Genomic DNA, 21,547 nt, shown 5'->3' on the forward strand with positions numbered 1-21,547 from the left:
ATAACGTAATTATTAAGAGACCCGCCATGAATGCCCAAAAGCGTCATGAAATTTTCACTCGCCTTCAGGCAGAGAACCCGCACCCGACTACCGAGCTTAATTGGAACACGCCTTTTGAGCTACTGGCCGCCGTGTTGCTTTCTGCTCAAGCCACCGATGTAGGGGTCAATAAAGCCACGGCGCGGCTCTACCCAGTCGCTAACACGCCCCAAGCGATCATTGATTTAGGTATCGACGCGCTTAAAGCACATATCAAAACCATTGGCTTATACAACACCAAAGCCGAAAACCTGATGAAAACCTGCCACATGCTCGTTAATCTGCACGGTGGTGAAGTGCCCAATACCCGCCAAGCGCTGGAGGCCTTGCCCGGCGTAGGCCGTAAAACGGCCAATGTAATACTCAATACGGCGTTTGGTCAGCCCACCATGGCGGTGGATACGCATATTTTCAGGGTATCCAATCGCACCGGCATCGCTAAAGGCAAAGATGTCGTTGAGGTGGAGCAGAAACTGCTACGCCATGTGCCAAAAGGGTTTCTTCACGATGCTCACCACTGGCTGATTCTGCACGGCCGCTACACCTGTATCGCACGCAAACCCCGCTGTGGTAGCTGCATTATCGAGGATCTGTGCGACTATAAAGACAAAACCGAGCTCGCATAGTCGACAAAAAACTTAGCTGATGGAACCCGCCATGCCTAGCCCCGCCACGCTACTCCACGATCAGCCGATTGCACGGCGAATTGATGCGCTGCTGGATTTGTCACGGCAACACGCCGAGCACTTCTGTAGCCCAGGGGCCTGGCTGGCGCGGCAACGTTATACGGCCGAGCACCCAACCTCCATCGTGGTAATGAAGTGTATGGATGGGCGGATTCATATTCCCCACGCCACGCGCACGCCGTTAGGGATTATTACCCCGTTTCGTAATCTCGGCGGCATTTTCGATCTGGGTTGGCCTTACTTGGGTGAGCTACTGACCGATACAGTAGTCGATACAGCTCAGGCCGGGCGCGCCACCCTGATGCTGATCACCTACCACTTTTCCCGTGGCAACCAGGCCCGCGGCTGCGCCGGTTTCAACTGCGACACCCAAGCGGCGAAAGCCCACGCCTATGCCATTGCCGAACAGGCGGGCAAGCTATTCGGTCACGATCATCAGCAGGTTTATCCGCTGGTATGTGGCTTTGAAACCGACAGCGATGCGCTAATTATTCACGGCAAAGAGGGTGCGACCCTGGATGTAAGCGACTGGGTAGGGAGAGCTGCCGAGGGGCTGAGCAGTCAACTGAACGCTATTTGCCCGGATATGCCTCATGACATGCTACGAGATCTGCTACCCCTGCTGGAAGGCAACCTTGCCCACGTTAGCGAACTCCAGGGTGTTGAGCGGGAACTGGATATCGAACACCGTGAATAGGTAATCTGCATTGGCCGGGGCTTTGATTTTCTGCACCTGCCCAATACTGCCTTGATCATAGGCCCCTACGGCCCTGATTTAGCGGTACCCATTGGCACCGCGGCCACTATTATTGACGCCAATATGCGCGCCGGACGCATTCCAGACGATGGCTTTATGCTGCTGGCTTCGACGCCCTATCAACATAGCGGAGTAGACCGCGCCCGGGCGGAGCTAAAATCACACTTTCTATCCGAGTTTGCCGAGCAGGTGATTCGCCGGGAACACCCAGCACTTGCGCAAAAGATGCGTCGTCACACCGCCGTGGTTCACTGGCCGACGCGGCGCTTAGACCGGCTCGACTAATAAAAGCTGCCGATAAGCCTCACGCCAAGCGGGCCACTCCCAAACGGCGGTATCAAGGCGTTCAGGGCGAGCCGCAGGATCGGTGAGCCAAGCACTAAGCCGGTCATAAAGCCCTTCCCGAGAGCCGTCATAGCGATAGGCTGCAGGGTAAAGCGCCGGGAAGCAGAGCCGATCGGGCACCAGTGGTAACGCCCCGCGCTGGGCCGCTTCCATTATCGCCAAGCCTTGAAACTCATGCCAAGTGGTCGAGACCACAATGCCCGCGCTATCCAATAGTTCGCGGTACGCCTCCTCCGGCTGCGGCCCCCAAGCCACAATATGCCTGGCTAAACGCTGCTCAGCCTCGGCAAAAATAGCGGGACCTTGGCGAAAACGCTGGCCAAGCACCGCCAGCTCAAATGAGATGCCTGCTTCGCTTAACGCAAACAACACGGCAAAGAAGTCGTCCGGGTTTTTGTCATACTCCCAGCGATGGTTCCAAACAATTCGCTGCGGCATTGTTTTTTTAAAAGCCGTGTGGTGGCCAGGTTCTGAACTGTCACCAATGGGCACCGGCATTACCATGGCCCGCTCGCGTAGCGCTTCAAGTGGCTTAGCTGCTGGGAGGTTTTCGGGCATTTTTTTCAGAAAGGCTCGCGCACCATCAATAAAGGAGTCGCGGTTATAGGCGCTGTTAAACACCACGCTATCCGCTGCCAGCGCCGTATAGAGGTTAACCATCTTGGCCTCTACTTGTGGCATCTGATCGCTCGATTCAGGATAGGCGAACTGGTTTTCATGAAAGTAGACGACCTTTTTTGCTCGGCCAAGATGCGGAAAAAGCCCCACCAGCGTGGCCAGATCCACCATTGATGTGGCCAGCACTACATCAAACGACTGACTGAGAGTGTCATGCTCTTTTAGCATCCAGCTCAGCGGGTTACCGCGAATACGCCAGGCGAAATGGCGCGGCGGCAGGCTCAAAAGCGTCCATGACACCTCATTAAGCTGCGCCATCAAACTTTGTGCCCAGTAGCTGTGGCTCACCGCTTCGTAGGCGGATAACAGGAGTACGCGCATTGGTAGCCTTAGCAAACAGATCAGAGAACAGCCATCACTCGTCAAGCCATGGCAAAGAGGCCAATAGTGTAACAAAGCGCTCCTGATTGCCCTGTTGAAATGGCCCTATAGAAATACCCCTGTCGAGACAGCCCCTTATCTTGCCTGCATTCGGCCAAGGTCGTCTTGGCTGACCGGTTAGATCTAACTAGACTCCATGCAATGTTAAAACAAATAAAAGCAGGAGAGCTCCATGGCTAAAGTGCTCGTTGTCGATGACGAACCCAACATTGTTTTATCGCTGGAATTCCTGATGGAGCAAGCGGGGTTCGAGGTCGTCACTGCCGAAGACGGTGAACAGGCCCTGGCAAGAGTGAATGATAGCCAGCCCGATCTACTGCTCCTCGATATTAGCCTGCCGGGAATTAGCGGTTTTGACGTGTTAGAACAGCTGCGTGGCAAAGAGGCCACTGCCCAACTGCCGATTATCATGCTGACCGCTCACGGGCGTGATGTTGAGCGGGAGAAAGGCATGGCGCTGGGCGCCGATGATTACATCACCAAACCCTTCTCAACCCAGTCGCTGGTGGAAAAAGTCAAAGCGCTACTGACTGAGGAGCAGCCATGACCCGGGGCGGGCTACCCAAACGTCAGCGCCTGATGGGTCTGTGGCTACTGCTTAGCGGCATCAGCCTGCTGGGTGGGGCCATTTTTGCCGCTTGGCTGGATGCCCAGCTCGCCCCTACTGGGGTAACGCGCATTGCCCTTTGGCTAGGCAGTTTCTCCGGTGGCGCAACGATTTTTTTAGTCGGCTTGCTGCTTGAACGCATGCTGTTTACCCCGCTGCGCCATTTACAGGTGCAGCTGGCGCGCTTAGTCGCCAACCCCGATGCCCGGGACGAACATCCACCCGAAGGCTGGCTCAAAGGGCTGGGACCCGACCTACGCCGGGTGCGCGAAAGCTGGCGTTCGGATCGTAGCCGTTTAGCCACCGCCCATGCAGACGGCGCCCGCAGCGCGGCACGCATTCGCCAAGAGCTGGAAACGCTGCTGCAAGTACTCGAAACACCGCTGCTACTGTGCGATCACCACCGCCGTCTCATGCTGTTCAATCAGGCGGCCGAGGACTTTTTTGAGGGTAACACCGGGCTAGGGCTGGGCAAACGCTTGGAGGCGCTGCTGCCGGTCGCGAGCTTACAGCAAGTGCTCAGCCAACTGCCCAACGACGGTTCTCCCAGAGAGCTGCTAGCGCCCTGTGATGATCGTTGGCTCAAGGTGATTTTACGCCGCGTGCCGGGTAGCGATGGCGAAACACTGCTGACCTTTAGTGACGCCACCGCTTCCTGGTCGAATGAAATGGGCGTTAGGGCGGAATTGGCCGATATGCTGACACCGCTGCGTCAGCATACCGCCAGCCTGACCAGCGCCGCCGATGCATTGATTCAACTGCGCAATCAAAACGATGCCAGCACGTCTGCTTTGCGCCAGCGTTTTGAGCGGGTTATCCAAGAAGAAGGCGCTACACTCGGCGACAACGTGGCGAAAATCGGCCAATTGCTCGACGATATGCAACACCAGGGCGAGCGCTTAACGCCTATGTGGTCAAACGACTTCTGGCAAGCGCTGGATGAGCGCCTTGACCCGGAGCACCGCTTGATCACCCCGGTGGGCATGCCCGCCTGGTTTAAAGGCGACGCACCTGCGTTGATCGCGCTGTTTGACTCGCTGGTCAAACACCTCAATACCCATCTGCCTGACAGTGGCTTTGAAGGTGAGATATGCCTGGGTAACAAACGCGTCTACCTCGACCTTATTTGGCGTGGCAAGGCGATCCCCGAGCATGAACTGGGGGAGTGGCGCCAGCAGCCGCTCAACTCACTGCCGTTGACGCCCAGCGTCGCCGATGTGCTACGTCAACACGCCAGTGACATCTGGAGTCTGGCTGACGATAATGGCGTTTATTCACGCCTACGACTTCCCCTACCCGCCATGGAACGCGTCGGCGCCCCACGCGAAACCGCACCGCCGCGCCCTGAATTCCATGACTTTGGCATTGCCGACCTGCCACCACCGGATGAAGCGCTGGCCAGCCGAACGCTGCGCAGCCTGGAAATTGTCGCCTTTGATACGGAAACCACTGGGCTTGAGCTGCGCCGAGGTGACACGGTGATCAGTCTTGGCGCTTGCCGCGTGGTCAACGCACGCTTATTGGCCAGCGAGGTCTTCGATCAAAAAGTTGATCCGCAGCGTCCAATCCCCCCCGCTAGCACGGCAATTCACGGCCTGACCGATGCCGATGTGGCCGGTGCGCCGCCGCTGGACATTGTACTTACTCGCTTTCGTGATTATGTCGGCGAAGCGGTATTACTGGCCCATAACGCTGCCTTTGATCTGCTCGCCATCAGCCACAAGGGGGTCGCCTTTGATATTCCCATCATCGACACCCTGTTGATTTCGCGGGCACTGGACGAAGCGCTCGATGGGCATGATCTGGATAGCCTGGCCCAGCGCTATGACCTGGCTTTTCCGCCGGGCACCCGCCACACTGCATTAGGCGATGCCCGTGTGACCGCTGAGCTATGGCTAGCCCTGCTGCCACGGCTAGAAGCCCGCGGCGTCGATACGCTTGAGCAGTTGTTAGCGCTGCAAGCCAACGCCTTTGATCGACAGGACGCCAGTGCGTTATGAAACCATCGGGCCTGAAATCGCGACGCAATGAGCGCCTGATAGCGCTAGTGGCTATCGCCCTGCTGCTATTCTGTCCTCCGCTGATTATTGTCGTAGACCGCCTGCCGGCTTTTAGCGTGGGCTGGTTACCGCTCTATCTATTTATCGCCTGGGCAGTGGTGATTGGCCTAACCGCTTGGCTAATGGAACAGCGAGCGGGCCACTAACCGTGCGTAGTGAGGCCGTTATCCTCGGCACCGCCTTTGGCTACCTGGCGCTGCTGTTTGTGGTCGCCGCCTGGGGTGACCGGCGAGCGGAGCAGGGCCGCTCAATCATTGGCTCGCCAMCGGTCTATGCCCTCTCCATCGCTGTTTACTGCACGGCTTGGACGTTCTACGGCAGCGTTGGCCGCGCAGCCGAGTATGGCCCCAGCTTTTTACTCATCTACCTGGGGCCGACGCTTGCGATGCTGCTGGCTCCTTTTGTCATCCGCAAGATGGTGCGCATCGCCGCGCGGCAGCGAATCACTTCCATTGCCGACTTTATCAGCGCCCGCTATGGCAAAAGCACCAGTTTAGGCGCGCTGGTGGCACTGATGGCCCTCATTAGCATCACCCCCTATATCGCCCTGCAGTTAAAAGCCATTACCGTGAGCCACGCGGTGCTGATTAATTATCCTCGCGCGGCCGACACCACCTTGGTAGATGAACACTTCTGGATGGATAAATCCCTCTGGGTCGCCCTGGTATTGGCAGTGTTTATTATTCTATTTGGCACGCGCCACCTGGATGCCAGTGAGCGTCATGAAGGCATGGTGGCGGCAATCGCGGTGGAATCAATAGTCAAACTAGTCGCCTTTATGGCCGTTGGCGTGTTTGTCGTATTCGTGATGTTTGAAGGCCCCGCCGCGCTATTTGCCCAGGTAGCAGCCACGCCCGCCCTTGTCGATAGCATGCGTTTGGACAGCGTTCCTGGTGGCGCCACCGGCTGGGTAGGTATGCTGGTGCTGGCCTTTCTGGCTTTTCTAACGCTGCCCCGGCAATTCCAGGTATTGGTGGTCGAAAATGTCGACGAGCAGCACTTGGCTCGAGCGAGCTGGCTATTTCCCCTTTACATGCTGCTGATTAACCTATTCGTTATCCCCATTGCTTTGGCGGGCCTGCTGCTAGGCGTAAGCGCGGGTGACCCGGACAGCTTTGTGCTGACGCTACCMCTTTCAGCCGGTTTAGAAGGGCTGCCGCTACTGGTGTTTATTGGTGGCCTGTCTGCGGCGACAGGTATGGTGATTGTCGAGACCATCGCGCTCTCCACCATGGTGAGCAACCAGCTGGTGATGCCGCTGTTACTGCGCTCAAGGCGGCTGCACCTAAGTACCAAAGGCGAGCTTGCCGGTTGGCTGCTGGGTATTCGCCGCATCGCTATCGTGCTGATTCTACTGCTCGGATATCTCTACCATGCGCTGATTGGTGACTCCTATAGTTTAGTGACGATTGGGCTGGTCTCCTTTGCCGGAGCGGCCCAGTTCGCCCCGGCGCTGTTAATTGGCCTGTATTGGCGCGGCGCTACTCGCCAAGGCGCCACTGTTGGCTTAATCGCCGGCTTCTTAATCTGGTGTTATACGCTGCTGCTTCCCGGGKTTGCCCAGTCCGGCTGGCTAGATGCCTCGCTGCTCACTGAAGGCCCCTGGGGAATTGCCTGGCTGATGCCCTATGGTTTATTCGGTCTGGAGAACTGGGACATTTACACCCATTCGTTGCTCTGGAGCATGTTGGCCAACGTGGGGTTATTGGTGGGTGTATCGCTATTTACCCGCCCCACGCCCCTTGAGCAAACCCAGGCAGCGCTGTTCACAGAGGCGATGCACCCCAACCTGCAAATCACCTCGCTATCGACATCACTATGGCGCGGGCAGACTACCCAGGGGGCACTCAAAGAGCTGCTTGTTCGCTATTTGGGTACCCAGACCACCCGCCGTGTATTCAGCCATAGCGGAAGTAAAAGCGCTTATGCAGCGGATGAGCCCGCCACTGCCGAGCTGATCACCCGTGCCGAACAGGCGCTGGCGGGGGCGCTGGGCAGCTCCTCAGCGCGAGTACTCATCAACTCGGTGGTACGCGGCGAGGCACTGGATATTGAGTCGATTCTGAGCATTCTGGACACCACCTCACAAACCCTGGAGTACAACCGCCGTTTGGAGCAGAAGTCCCAGGAACTGGTGCAAATCGGCGAAGAGTTGCGTAGCGCCAATGAACGACTACGCGAGCTGGATCGCTTGAAAGATGAGTTTGTCGCCATGGTCAGCCACGAACTACGTACCCCCCTCACCTCCATACGTGCCTTTGCCGAAATTTTGCGCGATAGCGGGCAACTACCTGATGAGAAGCGCCAGCATTTTCTGGGTGTCATCGTTCACGAGAGCCAGCGGCTGTCGCGTTTAATTGAGGAGATCCTGGACCTTGCCCGCCTGGAGAGCGGCCGTTTAACGCTTAATCCCGTGCCCCTCGACCTTGCCGCCCTGACGCGGCACAGCATTGATGCCATTGCCCATCTGCATGAAGAGCGCGGCATTGCACTAGACGTTAGCTTAGCAGCTGACCCTGCGATGGTAGTCGGCGATCATGACCGCTTGGAGCAGGTGATTATTAATCTGCTTGATAACGCGGGCAAGTTTGCTGACCGAGAGCAGCCAAAAGTACGCCTCACGCTTTATCGCCATCGCCGTCATTTCCGGCTAAGCGTGGAGGATAACGGCGCGGGGATTAGCGAAGACGAGCGTGAACGCGTGTTTGAAAAATTTCATCAAATTCAGCAGGACGACGATATTCCTAGGGGTCGGCCAAGAGGCAGCGGCTTAGGGTTGCCGATTAGTCGGGGCATTATTGCCCACCTGGGGGGGCGGCTATGGGTCGAGGATGCCAAAACCTTAGGCGGCGCCTGCTTAACGCTAGAACTCCCCGCGGCACCGGATGACGCTTCTCCCCCCGACTCAGGCTAGGCGTTTTTCACTCTCTGAACAAAGGATCGAACCTGCTGCAGGTCAAACTTCAGCAATAGACGCTCATCTTCGCGCAGGCGCCGCAGGTCAACCCAGCCATCGGCGGTTTGACCACGGGCTTTGTTATACCGCTGCTGATCCAATAGACGCTGCTGCAGACGCTCAAAAGCGGCCACCAGCAGCTCTGATTCAGCCGAGGTTAGCACATCTGCCCTATGACTAAGCGCGATCAAGCGTTCGCGTGTCGCTATGTTGGCTAGCCCATAGCGCAGACAGAGCAAGCGCGCAGCGCTGATCAATGGCAGCAAGCCTTGATGTTTAAGGTTAATGGCGTGCTCGTGGGGAGCATCCAGGCCCGGGCTTGAGGCGAGGCGGCCAAAACGATCCAGTGCCACCGGCAGTTCTTCCAGTAGCGCCGCCATTTCGTTCATAAACAGTGACGCTTTGGGAAGTATTGAAGCAATGCTATTACCCAATTGCTCGGCAAGCACTGGGTTACCCGCTACCGGGGCAAAATCGAGCAAAATATTGGTCTGCTGTACGCGCTTTACCTGTCGGTCGGCGCTCCATATCTCAAGCTGTGCCTGCCATTCGCTAAGCCGTTTGCGCCACATCGGCCAACGCGCCATGACATGACCATGGCAGAGTGGAATGCCTGCTTCATCCAGGCGTTGAGTAAACCGTTCGCCTAGCGCTTGAAAGTAGCCGTCAATCTCCACATGGCGGTAATCCGGATAGTCATCAATAATCAGCGCATTATCCTGGTCGGGGCCTAGCAGGCTTTCGAAACGCGCCGCAGAGCCTAACATCAGAACACAGTAGCCGACTGGCGGTGGGCCCCACCCTTGCGCCTGCATTTCGTCCAGGGATAGCGCAACAGCTTGGCGATACAGTGAAGCATTGTGGTCACTGATAATCTGGCTAATACGCCAGGCGGGCAGGTCGTAATGCACCAATGTTTCCACCAGCGACAGTTGCCAAGCGTAGGCGTCCGCTAATGAGGTGTTCGGCGAGGAGAGCTTTGCGAAGAGTTTAGAGAACAGATGGTCTAACGGCGCGTTGAGCGCCGAGGTATTAAGCGTTCCATTCTCATGGAATAGAGAGCGCCAGGGCGAGGCTTGGTGTACTACACGCATACGCCTCTCCTTTACTCAATGTGTTTGGCGGCATAACTACTCGCTATCGCCTGCCCGGCGAGGGTCGGGCTCAAACATCGCTTCGCCGACTTCATCGATATAGCGCTGCGCTTTGGTGACCATCATGGTATCGCAGGCATCTCGCCCTGGCAGCATATCGGAACGCTCAAAGCGGTGTTCCAGGGTTTCACCGCTGGCATCCGCCTTACGAATCCAGCCGCTGACGCGGTACTGACCGCTCTGATCATCTGGCTGAGAGACAATTTCGTAGCCCTTGTATTCCACCGGTTCAGCAGCTTTGGTGGTAGCGCCTGGCTCAGCCTGACGATCACTACCAAAGAGACCGGAAAGTATTTTTTTTAGCATAATGGCTCCTTTTTAAACACATTGGCTCCTTTTCTTGTAGAGCGGCAGTAATTGCCTGCCGCTCTAGCAAGGTTTGCAGTGCTCTTTTTATTAGCTCTGTTTACGCCCTTTACCTGCGGCAATGCGTAACCGCAGCGCGTTCAGCTTGATAAAGCCTTCCGCATCTTTCTGGTCGTAAGCGCCCGCATCATCTTCGAAGGTAGCGATTGATTCATCAAATAGCGACTCATCAGATTTACGCCCCACCACGATAGCGTTGCCTTTATAGAGTTTCATACGCACGACGCCCGATACATTCTTTTGGGTCTCGTCAATCGCCACCTGCAGCATGCGGCGCTCGGGGCTCCACCAATAACCGTTGTAGATCACTTCCGCGTATTTAGGCATCAGTTGATCTTTCAGGTGGGCTTCTTCGCGGTCTAGGGTTAGCGACTCAATCGCGCGGTGGGCACGCAACATAATGGTGCCCCCTGGAGTTTCGTAACAGCCGCGGGATTTCATACCCACGTAGCGGTTTTCAACAATATCCAGCCGGCCGATACCGTTGTCGCCACCTAGTTTGTTGAGTTTTTCGAGCACTTCATGCGCTTTCAACGGCTCGCCGTCGATGGCCACGATATCGCCCTTTTCATACGTCAGCTCAACGTAAGTCGGGGTATCAGGTGCGGCTTCAGGAGAAACGCTCCAGCGCCACATATCGTCTTCCGCTTCGGCCCACGGATCTTCCAAGATGCCACCCTCGTAGGAGATATGCAGCAGGTTGGCATCCATTGAGTAGGGCGACTTTTTCTTTTTATTGGCAAAATCGACGGGGATTTTGTGCTCTTCGCAGTAAGCCATCAGCTTTTCGCGGGAGGTTAGGTCCCATTCACGCCAAGGGGCGATCACTTTGACGCCGGGCTTCAGAGCATAGCCACCGAGCTCAAAGCGTACCTGGTCGTTGCCTTTACCCGTCGCACCATGGGAAATAGCGTCGGCACCGGTTTCATTGGCAATTTCGATCAAGCGCTTGGCAATTAGCGGCCGAGCGATAGAGGTGCCCAGCAGGTATTCGCCTTCATAAATAGTGTTGGCGCGGAACATCGGGTAGACGTAGTCACGCACGAACTCTTCGCGCAGATCTTCAATATAAATCTCTTTTACGCCAAGCGCTTGCGCTTTTGTTCGCGCCGGTTCGACTTCTTCGCCCTGACCGATGTCGGCAGTAAAAGTCACTACCTCGCAGTTGTAGGTCTCTTGCAACCACTTAACGATTACGGATGTGTCCAGGCCGCCTGAATACGCCAGCACAACCTTTTTGACATCGGACATTCTTTGCTCCTCGTTGACGATAAGAAATTCATGAGTAAAAACCACATCTGCCATTAGCGCTCGGCTAATGCGATCGCTCTCGGGGCTAGACCTTTGAGATAGCCCTTTGAAACAGACCTTGAGTATAGCGTTCTCAATGCCCAGCGAATACCGTCAACGACGCCTGGGGGCTAAAGCTGCTAGAATCACACCACTCAAAGCGGTGGTTTGCCGCTGATGTTGACTGATTACTCGCTTTACACTGAGGAGAGCTGCATGAGCGAGGCAATTGCCCGCGAATTAATGGCCCAACGTTTTCGCAGTTACCTGCCCGTGGTCGTTGATTTAGAAACCGGGGGATTTAATGCCCAAGGCGACGCCGTACTTGAGATAGCCGCCGTCACGCTGACCATGGATCCGGAGGGCAACCTGCTTCCTGATGCTACCTATGCTTACCACATTCAGCCCTTTGAAGGGGCGAACGTGGAGCAGTCCGCGCTCGATTTTACCGGTATTAACCTGGACGACCCCCTGCGCCGTCAGGTAGCACTGAGTGAATCGGAAGCGCTGGGAGAAATTTTCCGCCCGATCCGAAAATCGATCAAGGCCCACGACTGCACCCGAGCTATTTTAGTCGGCCATAATGCGGCGTTCGATCAGGGTTTCTTGAACGCAGCAGTCAATCGCTGCGGCATTAAGCGCAATCCTTTTCACCCGTTCTCAAGCTTTGACACCGCCACACTTGCAGGTCTGGTCTATGGCCAAACGGTGCTTGCCCGTGCCTGTCGTGCCGCGGGCATTGAGTTTGACAACAAGGCTGCCCACTCCGCTCGCTACGACACCGAGCGCACTGCAGAGTTATTTTGCGCCATGGTCAATCGCTATAAAGACCTGGGTGGCTGGCAGCTCGCCCAGCGTGAACAGGAGATGGACGGCGGGGATTAACAGACCGCCGCAGCTAATGCAGTCAACAGGGCTTTACGCTAAACTTTGCGACATTGCAGTAGCGCCATTTTGTAACCCCACTGCCGCCTGTAACCAGAGCATACCTAGCAGTGGGAGATTGTTGCCGATTTACCCAACCGTTTTCAGGAGATGAGACGTTTCCATGGCCCAGCATAATGCCTTTTACGCCCAATCCGGTGGCGTCACCGCCGTGATCAATGCCAGCGCCTGTGGCGTTATCGAAGCCTGCCGTCAAGCACCCGATCAGATTGGCAAGGTTTACGCCGGTCATAACGGCATTATCGGTGCCTTAACGGAAGACCTGATCGACGTTACCCAGGAGAGCGATGAAGCGATTGCCGCTCTACGCCATACACCGGGCGGCGCTTTCGGCTCCTGCCGCTATAAGCTGAAAGATATTGATACCCATCGCGCCCAGTACGAGCGCTTGATCGAGGTATTCAAGGCCCACGATATTCGCTACTTCTTTTACAACGGTGGCGGTGACAGCGCCGACACCTGCTTAAAGGTCTCGCAGCTTTCCGAGAAGCTGGGCTATCCGCTGACCGCTATCCACGTGCCTAAAACCGTGGACAACGACCTGCCGATTACCGATAACAGCCCAGGCTTTGGCAGCGTGGCAAAGTATATTGCCACCTCGACCCTGGAAGCCTCGCTGGATATCGCCTCCATGTGTGCAACGTCCACCAAGGTATTTGTACTTGAAGTCATGGGCCGCCACGCGGGCTGGATCGCCGCCGCGGGTGGCTTAGCAGGCGAAGCCGAAGGCGAGCCGCCACATATGATTATCTTCCCGGAAATTCCGTTTAACCGTAAAGCGGCCATGGCGCGGGTTGAAGAGAGCGTTAAGCAGTATGGCTACTGCGTTATTGTGGTTTCTGAAGGCGCTCGCTATGAAGATGGCACCTTCCTGGCCGATGCGGGTAATACCGATGCCTTCGGCCACCGTCAGCTTGGCGGCGTAGCCCCGACGCTTGCCGGTATGATCAAGCAGGATTTGGGCTACAAGTATCACTGGGCGGTGGCTGACTACCTCCAGCGTGCGGCGCGTCACCTGGCGTCTAAAACTGACGTTGAACAAGCCTATGCGGTGGGCCGCGAAGCGGTCACCTTGGCGCTGGCGGGTAAAAACGCCATGATGCCCGCTATTCGCCGTATCTCCCAGACGCCCTACCAGTGGGACGTGATCTCCGCCCCGCTCTCCCAGGTGGCTAACCAAGAGAAGTTTATGCCCCGGGACTTTATCAGCGAAAACGGCTTTGCGATTACCCAGACCTGCCGTGACTATCTCTCACCGCTGATTCAGGGCGAGGACTTTCCGCCGTTTGAAAACGGCCTGCCTAAAGTGGCTAAGCTAAAACTGGCCAAAGCAGAGCGCAAGCTGCCTATTTTTACGCTGTAAACAGCTAACCCAGCAAGGCTAAAAATAGCGGCAATAAAAAAACGGGGCGATGAAGTGATTMATCGCCCCGTTTTATGTCCAGTTCGCTGCTTGGGCTTAGCGCAACAACCAGGAAAGCACTAGCAGCAGTAACAGAATGCCCGCCACGCCCTGCCAGAAACGCCGCGGCTCCTGGCGGTTCTCTTCCCGATGGGGCAACCGCCCAAGCGGCACCCTCAACGCATGCAAAAACTCGGACATGCGCCTAAACCGCAGTGCCCTTTGAGGGTCCAAGGCACGGCGAAGCGCATCGTCTAGTTCTGGCGTGATTTCCGGGTTAGTGGTACGCGCACTGCGATAGGTCAACTCTTCAAGGTCGGTATGACTGCGCAAACGATTGGGTGTCAACGTATAGGGCAAAGCACCGGTTAACAGCCAGTAAGCCGTCGAGGCTAGCGAGTACTGATCGCTGCGTCGACCGATGCTGTCGCCCAAGGCATATTCAGGGGCGGTGTGCTCGTTAAAGCCAATTTGGCGGAGCAATTCACCGGAGTGACGGTGGCCTTCACCATCGCGCATATGGCAAGCACTAAAATCAGTGAGCACTAGCTTGCCGTGGGGGTCAATCAAGATGTTATCGGGATTGATCTGCTGATGAATAATGTCCCGATGATGCAGCGCCTGCACCGCTTTCCCCAGCTGATTGGCGATATCCAGGCGCTGGGTCAGGCTCGCCTGAGGATGGCGCTCCGCCCATTGCCGCAGCGTCTCGCCTTCAATATGTTGCATCAAATAATACAGGTAGCGGCGTGGCCGGGATGGCTCCATCACCTTCACCACAAAGGGCGAATTAACGCGCTCCACTACCCACTGCTGGAGCAGGAAGTGCTCAAGATAAGCATTGCGCAGCGAAAGCTCAGGGCTAGGCGCTTTCATCACCATTTCCCGTTCGCTATGCACATCACGGACCCGATAAACCCGCGACTGGGCCGTTCGCGATAGCACGGCGAGAATCTCCAGGCCGTCTAAACGCTCACCCGGTGCCAGCTCAGGGGGAATCGGCAGATCGCCGTATAGCTGCCCCGGGTGCTCGGTGACCTCATCGGGTAGTTCATCTATACGTACCAGCTGGAAACAGAACTGATCCCCCCCATAGCCGCGCTCCTGGGCGCGCTGCTTGGCCTCATCGGCTAAGCGCTCGCAGGCGGCATCCAGATCACTGGCGTCCTGACGAATCAGGCGCACATAGTCGGATGGCAACAGCGTGCCGCGCACGCCCTGGGTGGTGAACAGGAACAAATCGCCCTGTTTAAGCGCAACGTGGGTGTAATCGATATCGACACTGCCGTCCATACCCAGTGCCCGTGAAGGGTAGCGATAGCCGCCCAAGTCGGTTACATGGTCACGGCTCAATTGCTCAAACTCCGCGCCGCGTAAACGAAACACCAACGTATCGCCCATATGAAACAGGTGGGCTTCGCGACCACGAAATACCATCGCTGACATAGAGGAGACAAAACTGCCCTCTTTAACATGCTGGCTTTGGCTGTAACACCAGCTGTTGAGCGCGCGTAGTACGCGGGTGGCCGACGTTTTAACATCCCAGTGGTCGGGGGTAGAAAAATAGTCGGCCAGGAAGCCGCGTACACTTATATCCCCCGCCTGCTTGGCCATGGTATTGCGTGAAATGGAGTCGCTAATCACCGCGCAGCCGCCTTTGGCGCGAAGCAGCGGCGCTTCAGGAAAGCGAACCGACATTGAACTGCGGTGCAGGCGCCTATCGGGCGCGACAAACGCTTGACCATAACTGATGAGCAATTGGGCGTGCGACAAGTCATCCTCCTAGGCTGCCGACTCGATCGAGGGACATCACTGTCAACCAATACTGTCAATAAACTCTGCCTATGATACACGCAGCAGAGCAGAAACGATGCCCACCAAACGTCTCTATCGTATTCATCTAATTTGAAGGGCTCCTAGCGGCCAACCTATGTCGCATTGGTAATCGGGCAGCCATGTTCGTATAATTCTTCGCCATAAACGACTTTGAAACGATTGCCTAATCACTGCACGACTTTAGCCACAGCACTATCAAGGAATCAACGATGAACTTCGATAATATCCCCGCTGGAAAGGATCTCCCCAACGACGTTTACGTGGTGATCGAAATTCCAGCTAACCACGACCCAATTAAATATGAAATTGATAAGGACATGGGCGCACTCCTCGTTGACCGCTTTATGGCCACCCCCATGTTCTACCCCGCCAACTATGGCTTTATCCCACACACTCTGGCCGATGATGGCGATGCCCTGGACGCCTTGGTGGTTACCCCGCACCCAGTTCAACCTGGCAGCATTATTCGCGCACGTCCGGTCGGCATTCTGAACATGACCGACGAAGCCGGTGAAGATGCCAAGTTAATCTGCGTGCCCCATGCCAAGCTCAGCTCGCTCTACGACGATGTCCATGAAGTAACTGACCTGCCTGAGCTACTGCGCCAGCAAATTGCACACTTCTTCGAGAACTACAAAGATCTCGAAAAAGGCAAATGGGTAAAAGTCGAGTCCTGGGAAGGCGCAGATGCCGCACGTAAGGCGATTGAAAAGTCCGTTACTGCCTATCAAAAAGCGTAACAATCTCCTTGCGGTGTATCTACCCGCCGCCAATGGGATAAGAGGCCGCCTTCGGGCGGTCTTTTTATATGCGTAGGATTAACGCATTATTAACGGCCGCGTCACGTCACCGCAGCGTATACGCCAGGGGCTTAAGGTTGCGGTATGCTGTTCGCCTTTCATTGCGATGCCATTGATTAAGGACGCACCGTGTTATCTCTTAAACGCCTGAGCCTGTTTACATTATTGATTTTCTTTCTTGGCTTGCTACCGCTAAGTGCAAACGCCCAATGGTTTTCATCATCTAGCAACCAAGACGAATTTTTGCCAGTGATGGAAGCCTTTCAGCCGACTGCTTGGCATGATGGCAATACGCTCTATATCGGCATGGATATCGCAGATGAGTACTACCTATATCGCCACCAGTTCGCGGTAGTCAGCCAAACGGAGGATGTCAGTCTCGGCGACCCCATTATCCCCCAAGGCATCTTTACCAACGATGAGTTTATGGGCGATGTGTATGTGTTCCGCGATCAGGTAGTGTTTGAAGTACCGCTGGAAGCACCCTACTCAGGCCCGCTCAATATTGCCCTGACCTTTCAAGGCTGCGCAGATGCCGGGCTCTGCTACCCTCCAGAGCAAACAACCCTAGAGGCCAGCGAAACCCAACCCCCCAGCCAGTTTGCCGATTGGCAAGCCGATAGTACGGCATCCAGTCCAGCAGCCAACACTTCAGCCGCTAACACCTCTGAACAGAATGGTTTCGCCGCCCCCCAAAGCGAAGACAGCCGCTTTAGCGCTTTGATCAGCGATGCCAGCTTGCCGCTAGGGCTGGGGCTGTTTTTTATTGCTGGCCTGGGGCTTACCTTTACCCCCTGCGTGCTGCCGATGATTCCGATTTTGTCATCGATCGTGGTGGGTCAAAACCCTACCCGCCCTCGCGCCTTTGCACTCTCGTTCAGTTACGTAATGGGCATGGCGCTGACCTACGCGCTGGTCGGGGTGTTAATGGGATTGTTTGGTGCCGGGCTTAATCTTCAAGCGCGTCTACAGTCAGCCCCGGTATTAATCACCTTTGCCGTGCTGTTCACGCTCTTCGCGTTGGCCATGTTCGGGGCCTTTAACCTTAACCTGTCGCCCCGTCTAGCCAACCGTATCGACGCTTGGCAGGCCCGAGCACAGCGCAGTGGACCGGCGGGCTTAGCCTTGGCTGGCGCCCTCTCGGTGCTGGTGGTGTCACCCTGTGTAACAGCACCCTTAGCGGGCGCGCTGGTGTTTATCTCGTCGACCGGTGATGCGGCGATGGGCGGCGCGGTGCTGTTTGCGTTGGGCATGGGTATGGGCGTACCGCTACTGTTAGTCGGCACCTTTGGTACCACGCTGCTGCCCCGCTCGGGCGCCTGGATGAATGGGGTGAAAATTGCCTTTGGCCTTTTGCTGTTGGGCGTCGCGATTTGGATGATCGAGCGTTTAGTGGCCGCGCCCATTGCGCTGTTGCTATGGGCAGCGCTTGCGCTTGGCACAGCGCTCGCCTTGGGGGCGTTAAATTTCAATCAGCCACAGGGGTGGCCGCGGGCACGCCAAACGCTGGGGCTAATGCTGTTGGTCTGGGGAATAGTGCTGGTAATTGGTGCCGCTCAAGGCGGCAGCAACCCCCTGCGCCCTCTCGCGGCAACGTCCAGCCTTTCCGGCGAGCAGCAAGCAGCAACACTCGACTTTACTGAGGTAAGCAGCTTAACCGAGCTTGAAGCGGCAATTGCCCAAGCTGAAGGCGCTAATCAGCCGGCGTTTGTTCACTTTACCGCCGACTGGTGCATTTCCTGCAAGTTGCTGGAGCGGGATGTTTATCCCGACCCACAGGTTTCCGCAGCGCTAAGTAATTACACCTTGATCGCCGCCGATGTTACCCACACTAACGCCCAGAGTCGTGAGTTGCTTGACCAATTCAATCTTTTCGGCCCTCCCAGTCTGCTGTTTTTTAGCCAGGGKGAAGAGATCCGTCCTGCACGCATCCAAGGTGAAGTGACTGCCGACCAACTGCACGAGCATCTCGAAACAGTCAGCCAATGGCTAGTGAACCGTTGATTTCAATACCTGTCATAGCAGCACGTTGAAGCGCTAAAACGGCTTTTTGCAGCGAACATCGTCAAACAGTTGTTTAATTCTTAGCGGCAAGCAGATATAGACGTTGACTTAGGCTGTTGCTGGACATCCTGGCACTTTTTCGGCAAACTCCGCTGCCATATTAGCTAAAAACTTGCTTTTTAACGGTGAGAACGGGGTAACGTTCGCTAACATGCAGCGTTCTCTTCATTTTTACATTTGGTTTACTGCGCTTACATAAGTGCCGCACAGCACCCTTGCCTGCTGGCTAGGGTTAGCTCTGTGACTATTTTTCATAATCTTCTGTTATGACATTGATGGGGCTATGCCATGGATATCCGCAAAGTTAAGAAACTGATTGAGCTGCTCGAAGAATCCAATATTAGCGAGATTGAAATTCAGGAAGGTGAAGAGTCAGTACGTATCAGCCGCCACCCTAATGGCGCCTCGTGGCAGCCACAGCCCATGCCGCAATATGCTCAGCAGCCTGGCTACGCTCCAGCCCCTGCAGCGGGTGCTCCGGCGGCAGCGCCTGCTGCTGAAGCAGAACCCCAGGGCGTTAGCTACCGCGGTGAAGCGGTCAACTCTCCCATGGTAGGCACCTTCTACCGTAGCCCTGCGCCGGGCGCCAAGTCGTTTGTCGAAGTCGGCGATAGCGTCAAGCAAGGCGACACCATATGCATCATTGAAGCCATGAAAATGATGAACCAGATTGAAGCTGACCGTGACGGTGTGGTGGAAGCCATCCTGGTGGAAGATGGCGAGCCAGTAGAATTCGATCAACCCATGATCGTTATCGCTTAATCTTTCATTTTCAACACGGGTGGACTCTCCCATGCTGGACAAGGTACTTATCGCCAACCGCGGCGAGATTGCCCTCCGTATCCTGCGGGCCTGTAAAGAACTGGGCATTAAAACCGTAGCGGTACACTCCAAAGCTGATCGTGAACTAATGCACGTTCGCCTGGCGGATGAAGCCGTGTGTATTGGCCCGGCGTCGTCAGCGCAATCTTATTTAAATATTCCGGCCCTGATTAGTGCGGCCGAAGTCACCGACTCAACCGCTATTCACCCTGGCTACGGCTTTTTGTCTGAAAATGCCAACTTTGCCGAACAGGTTGAGCGCTCGGGTTTTACCTTTATTGGCCCCCGCGCCGAGACGATTCGCCTAATGGGCGACAAAGTCAGCGCCATCCAGTCGATGAAGGAAGCAGGCGTTCCCACGGTGCCAGGCTCAGACGGCCCCTTGGGTGACGATGACGCCACTAATCTCGCCACCGCGCGTCGCATTGGCTACCCGGTCATCATCAAAGCGGCCTCTGGCGGCGGTGGTCGCGGTATGCGCGTAGTGCACACGGAAGGCCATCTGCTCTCGGCGATTACCGTTACCCGCACGGAAGCCCACGCCGCCTTTGGTGATGGCACGGTCTACATGGAAAAATTCCTTGAGAAGCCGCGCCACGTCGAAGTACAGGTGCTAGCCGACGGTCAGGGTAACGCGATTCATCTCTATGACCGCGACTGCTCACTGCAACGTCGTCACCAAAAGGTGCTTGAAGAAGCCCCGGCACCAGGCCTCGACCCAGATGCCCGCGCCCAGGTGCTTGAAGCGTGCCGCCAGGCCTGTATCAAGATCAACTACCGCGGTGCGGGCACCTTCGAGTTCTTGTACGAAGACGGTGAATACTTCTTCATCGAGATGAATACCCGCGTTCAGGTTGAACACCCGGTCACCGAAATGGTCACCGGCGTGGATATCGTCAAAGAGCAGCTACGTATTGCCTCGGGTCTGCCGCTGTCGATTCGCCAGGAGGATGTGCAGCTCAACGGCCACTCTTTTGAGTGCCGGATTAATGCCGAAGACTCGCGCACCTTTATGCCTTCGCCCGGCAAGGTAACGTTGTTTCACGCTCCGGGTGGTTTGGGCGTTCGTATGGACTCTCACCTGTATACCGGCTACACCGTGCCTCCGCACTATGACTCCCTGATCGGCAAGCTGATCACCTGGGGCGCGGATCGTGAAATAGCCTTGACGCGGATGCGCAATGCCCTCGACGAGCTATTGGTGGAAGGCATTAAAACCAATATCGACCTGCAAAAGGATTTGGTTCGCGACAGCTATTTCCGTCAAGGCGGTGTCAACATTCACTATCTGGAAAAGAAACTCAGCAGTTAACGTCTTCCAGCGCTATGCTTGATGCCCAGCGGGGTGGCCATGTCCACCCCGTTTTTGTCTTTACTGTATTTGCCTTTTATTTGCCCCGCGGAGACTCTCCATGCCCTGGCTTCAACTCAAAGCCCACGTCGCTCCCGAACAGGCAGAGTTCCTCGAAGAACTGCTGCTTGACGAAGGTGCGACGGCCATTGGCCTTCAGGACGCCCACGATGATCCGGTATTTGAGCCAGAGCGTGGCACCACGCCGCTATGGGAAGATACCATTCTCACCGGCCTGTACGATGACCTGGAGGGCGTCGAGAGCATGCTGGAGCGTATTGAGGCCGCTTGGTCCGAACAGATGCCTGGCGAGCCCTGTCCCACCATAGAGTATGAACTGCTCGCCGATCGAGATTGGGAGCGCGAGTGGATGGATGACTTCACGCCGCTGCGCATGGGCCAACGCCTGTGGATTGTGCCTAGCTGGCACGAGCCACCTCAAGCCGACGCCGTCAACCTGATTCTCGACCCCGGCCTTGCCTTTGGTACCGGTACGCACCCGACCACAGCACTCTGCCTTGAGTGGCTGGATGAACTGGCCGTAGCCGGTCACTTAGCCCAGCACCCCGTACTTGATGTGGGCTGCGGCTCAGGCATTCTCGCTATCGCCGCGCTCAAGCTGGGGGCTAGTCACGCCGACGCCACCGATATTGACCCCCAGGCGCTACAGGCCAGCCGCGATAATGCCGAGCGCAACGGTATCGCCGAGTCGGATTTAAACCTCTACTACCCTGAGCAGTTAAGCGATAGCGGCGGCTACCCTATCGTGACCGCGAATATTTTAGCGGGCCCGCTGGTTGAGCTAGCGCCAATGATTGCCGGCCACTTGGCTTCTGGTGGTCGCATTGCGCTATCAGGGATTTTGGCCAACCAGGCCGATGAGGTTTACGAGGCCTATGTGGCCCAGGGGCTCGCTATGGATGAGCCGGTGATTCGTGAAGGCTGGGTGCGGCTTAGTGGCGTACGGCCGCGTTAAAGCGGCAATTGGCCTTCACCCCATCACCGAGT

General features: G+C 56.1%; 17 protein-coding genes and 1 pseudogene. 13 read left to right on the top strand and 5 right to left on the bottom strand.

Annotation, left to right across the window (positions count from 1 at the left end; all coding sequences use genetic code 11):
* Positions 1–26: 26 nt before the first annotated feature.
* Both nth and HALO_RS13005 read left to right on the top strand, forming a co-directional pair.
* Positions 27–665: an endonuclease III gene (nth, locus tag HALO_RS13000; RefSeq protein ID WP_035579030.1), complete on the top strand. Its 639-nt coding sequence runs from the start codon at positions 27–29 to the stop codon at positions 663–665.
* Between the two features lie 31 nt (positions 666–696).
* A pseudogene (locus tag HALO_RS13005) lies at positions 697–1,767 on the top strand (hypothetical protein).
* On the opposite strand, the gene HALO_RS13010 reads toward HALO_RS13005, so the two are convergent.
* Entirely contained in the window at positions 1,750–2,826 is a 1,077-nt protein-coding gene (locus HALO_RS13010; RefSeq protein WP_035579028.1) for a tRNA-queuosine alpha-mannosyltransferase domain-containing protein, read from the bottom strand. The pseudogene HALO_RS13005 and the gene HALO_RS13010 sit on opposite strands and share 18 nt — an antisense overlap.
* 232 nt (positions 2,827–3,058) lie before the next feature.
* Between HALO_RS13010 and HALO_RS13015 the strand changes: the two genes are divergently transcribed.
* From HALO_RS13015 to HALO_RS13030, 4 genes are read left to right on the top strand one after another with little or no spacing between them, the layout of a single operon-like run.
* Positions 3,059–3,433: a response regulator transcription factor gene (locus tag HALO_RS13015; protein WP_035579026.1), complete on the top strand. Its 375-nt coding sequence runs from the start codon at positions 3,059–3,061 to the stop codon at positions 3,431–3,433.
* The gene (locus HALO_RS13020; RefSeq protein WP_035579024.1) at positions 3,430–5,493 is read left to right on the top strand and encodes a 3'-5' exonuclease; all 2,064 of its coding nucleotides are present in this window, start codon (positions 3,430–3,432) and stop codon (positions 5,491–5,493) included. Before HALO_RS13015 ends, HALO_RS13020 begins: the two co-directional genes overlap by 4 nt.
* Entirely contained in the window at positions 5,490–5,699 is a 210-nt protein-coding gene (locus HALO_RS13025; protein WP_035579022.1) for a hypothetical protein, read from the top strand. Before HALO_RS13020 ends, HALO_RS13025 begins: the two co-directional genes overlap by 4 nt.
* Before the next feature lie 2 nt (positions 5,700–5,701).
* Complete coding sequence (locus HALO_RS13030; RefSeq protein WP_050713506.1) at positions 5,702–8,467, top strand: sensor histidine kinase; 2,766 nt, start codon at positions 5,702–5,704, stop codon at positions 8,465–8,467.
* On the opposite strand, the gene HALO_RS13035 is transcribed toward HALO_RS13030, so the two are convergent.
* From HALO_RS13035 to HALO_RS13045, 3 genes are all read right to left on the bottom strand, one after another.
* On the bottom strand, positions 8,464–9,603 hold the full coding sequence (locus tag HALO_RS13035) for a DUF294 nucleotidyltransferase-like domain-containing protein (RefSeq protein ID WP_035579019.1): 1,140 nt from the start codon (positions 9,601–9,603) through the stop codon (positions 8,464–8,466). The two genes, HALO_RS13030 and HALO_RS13035, sit on opposite strands and share 4 nt — an antisense overlap.
* A gap of 36 nt (positions 9,604–9,639) precedes the next feature.
* Positions 9,640–9,969: an HlyU family transcriptional regulator gene (locus HALO_RS13040; RefSeq protein WP_035579018.1), complete on the bottom strand. Its 330-nt coding sequence runs from the start codon at positions 9,967–9,969 to the stop codon at positions 9,640–9,642.
* A 90-nt stretch (positions 9,970–10,059) separates the two neighbouring features.
* Positions 10,060–11,280: an argininosuccinate synthase gene (locus HALO_RS13045; RefSeq protein ID WP_035579016.1), complete on the bottom strand. Its 1,221-nt coding sequence runs from the start codon at positions 11,278–11,280 to the stop codon at positions 10,060–10,062.
* A gap of 255 nt (positions 11,281–11,535) precedes the next feature.
* Here HALO_RS13045 and rnt point away from each other — a divergent pair, with 255 nt between their 5' ends.
* Together rnt and HALO_RS13055 are read left to right on the top strand one after the other, a co-directional pair.
* The gene (gene rnt, locus HALO_RS13050; protein WP_035579015.1) at positions 11,536–12,204 is read left to right on the top strand and encodes a ribonuclease T; all 669 of its coding nucleotides are present in this window, start codon (positions 11,536–11,538) and stop codon (positions 12,202–12,204) included.
* 163 nt (positions 12,205–12,367) lie between these two features.
* Positions 12,368–13,627 (top strand): 6-phosphofructokinase, encoded by a 1,260-nt coding sequence (locus HALO_RS13055; RefSeq protein WP_035579013.1) that lies wholly within the window; start codon positions 12,368–12,370, stop codon positions 13,625–13,627.
* A 96-nt stretch (positions 13,628–13,723) separates the two neighbouring features.
* On the opposite strand, the gene HALO_RS13060 is transcribed toward HALO_RS13055, so the two are convergent.
* On the bottom strand, positions 13,724–15,439 hold the full coding sequence (locus tag HALO_RS13060) for a bifunctional protein-serine/threonine kinase/phosphatase (protein ID WP_035579011.1): 1,716 nt from the start codon (positions 15,437–15,439) through the stop codon (positions 13,724–13,726).
* Between the two features lie 272 nt (positions 15,440–15,711).
* Here HALO_RS13060 and ppa point away from each other — a divergent pair, with 272 nt between their 5' ends.
* From ppa to prmA, 5 genes are all read left to right on the top strand, one after another.
* On the top strand, positions 15,712–16,242 hold the full coding sequence (ppa, locus tag HALO_RS13065) for an inorganic diphosphatase (protein ID WP_022523655.1): 531 nt from the start codon (positions 15,712–15,714) through the stop codon (positions 16,240–16,242).
* A gap of 189 nt (positions 16,243–16,431) precedes the next feature.
* Positions 16,432–18,306, top strand: coding sequence for a protein-disulfide reductase DsbD (dsbD, locus tag HALO_RS13070; protein ID WP_035579009.1), 1,875 nt, complete (start codon positions 16,432–16,434; stop codon positions 18,304–18,306).
* A gap of 348 nt (positions 18,307–18,654) precedes the next feature.
* A complete protein-coding gene (accB, locus tag HALO_RS13075) occupies positions 18,655–19,128 on the top strand; it encodes an acetyl-CoA carboxylase biotin carboxyl carrier protein (RefSeq protein WP_035579007.1) in 474 nt (157 codons plus the stop codon).
* Positions 19,129–19,159: 31 nt separating this feature from the next.
* Positions 19,160–20,500 carry an acetyl-CoA carboxylase biotin carboxylase subunit gene (accC, locus tag HALO_RS13080; protein ID WP_035579006.1) on the top strand — a complete coding sequence of 447 codons (1,341 nt, stop codon included), beginning with the start codon at positions 19,160–19,162 and terminating at the stop codon, positions 20,498–20,500.
* A 100-nt stretch (positions 20,501–20,600) separates the two neighbouring features.
* A complete protein-coding gene (gene prmA, locus HALO_RS13085; protein ID WP_035579004.1) occupies positions 20,601–21,515 on the top strand; it encodes a 50S ribosomal protein L11 methyltransferase in 915 nt (304 codons plus the stop codon).
* The last annotated feature ends 32 nt before the right edge of the window (positions 21,516–21,547 follow it).

Origin of the sequence: Halomonas sp. R57-5, from assembly GCF_900070345.1 — a bacterium.
Taxonomy (GTDB): Bacteria; Pseudomonadota; Gammaproteobacteria; order Pseudomonadales; family Halomonadaceae; genus Vreelandella; species Vreelandella ventosae_B.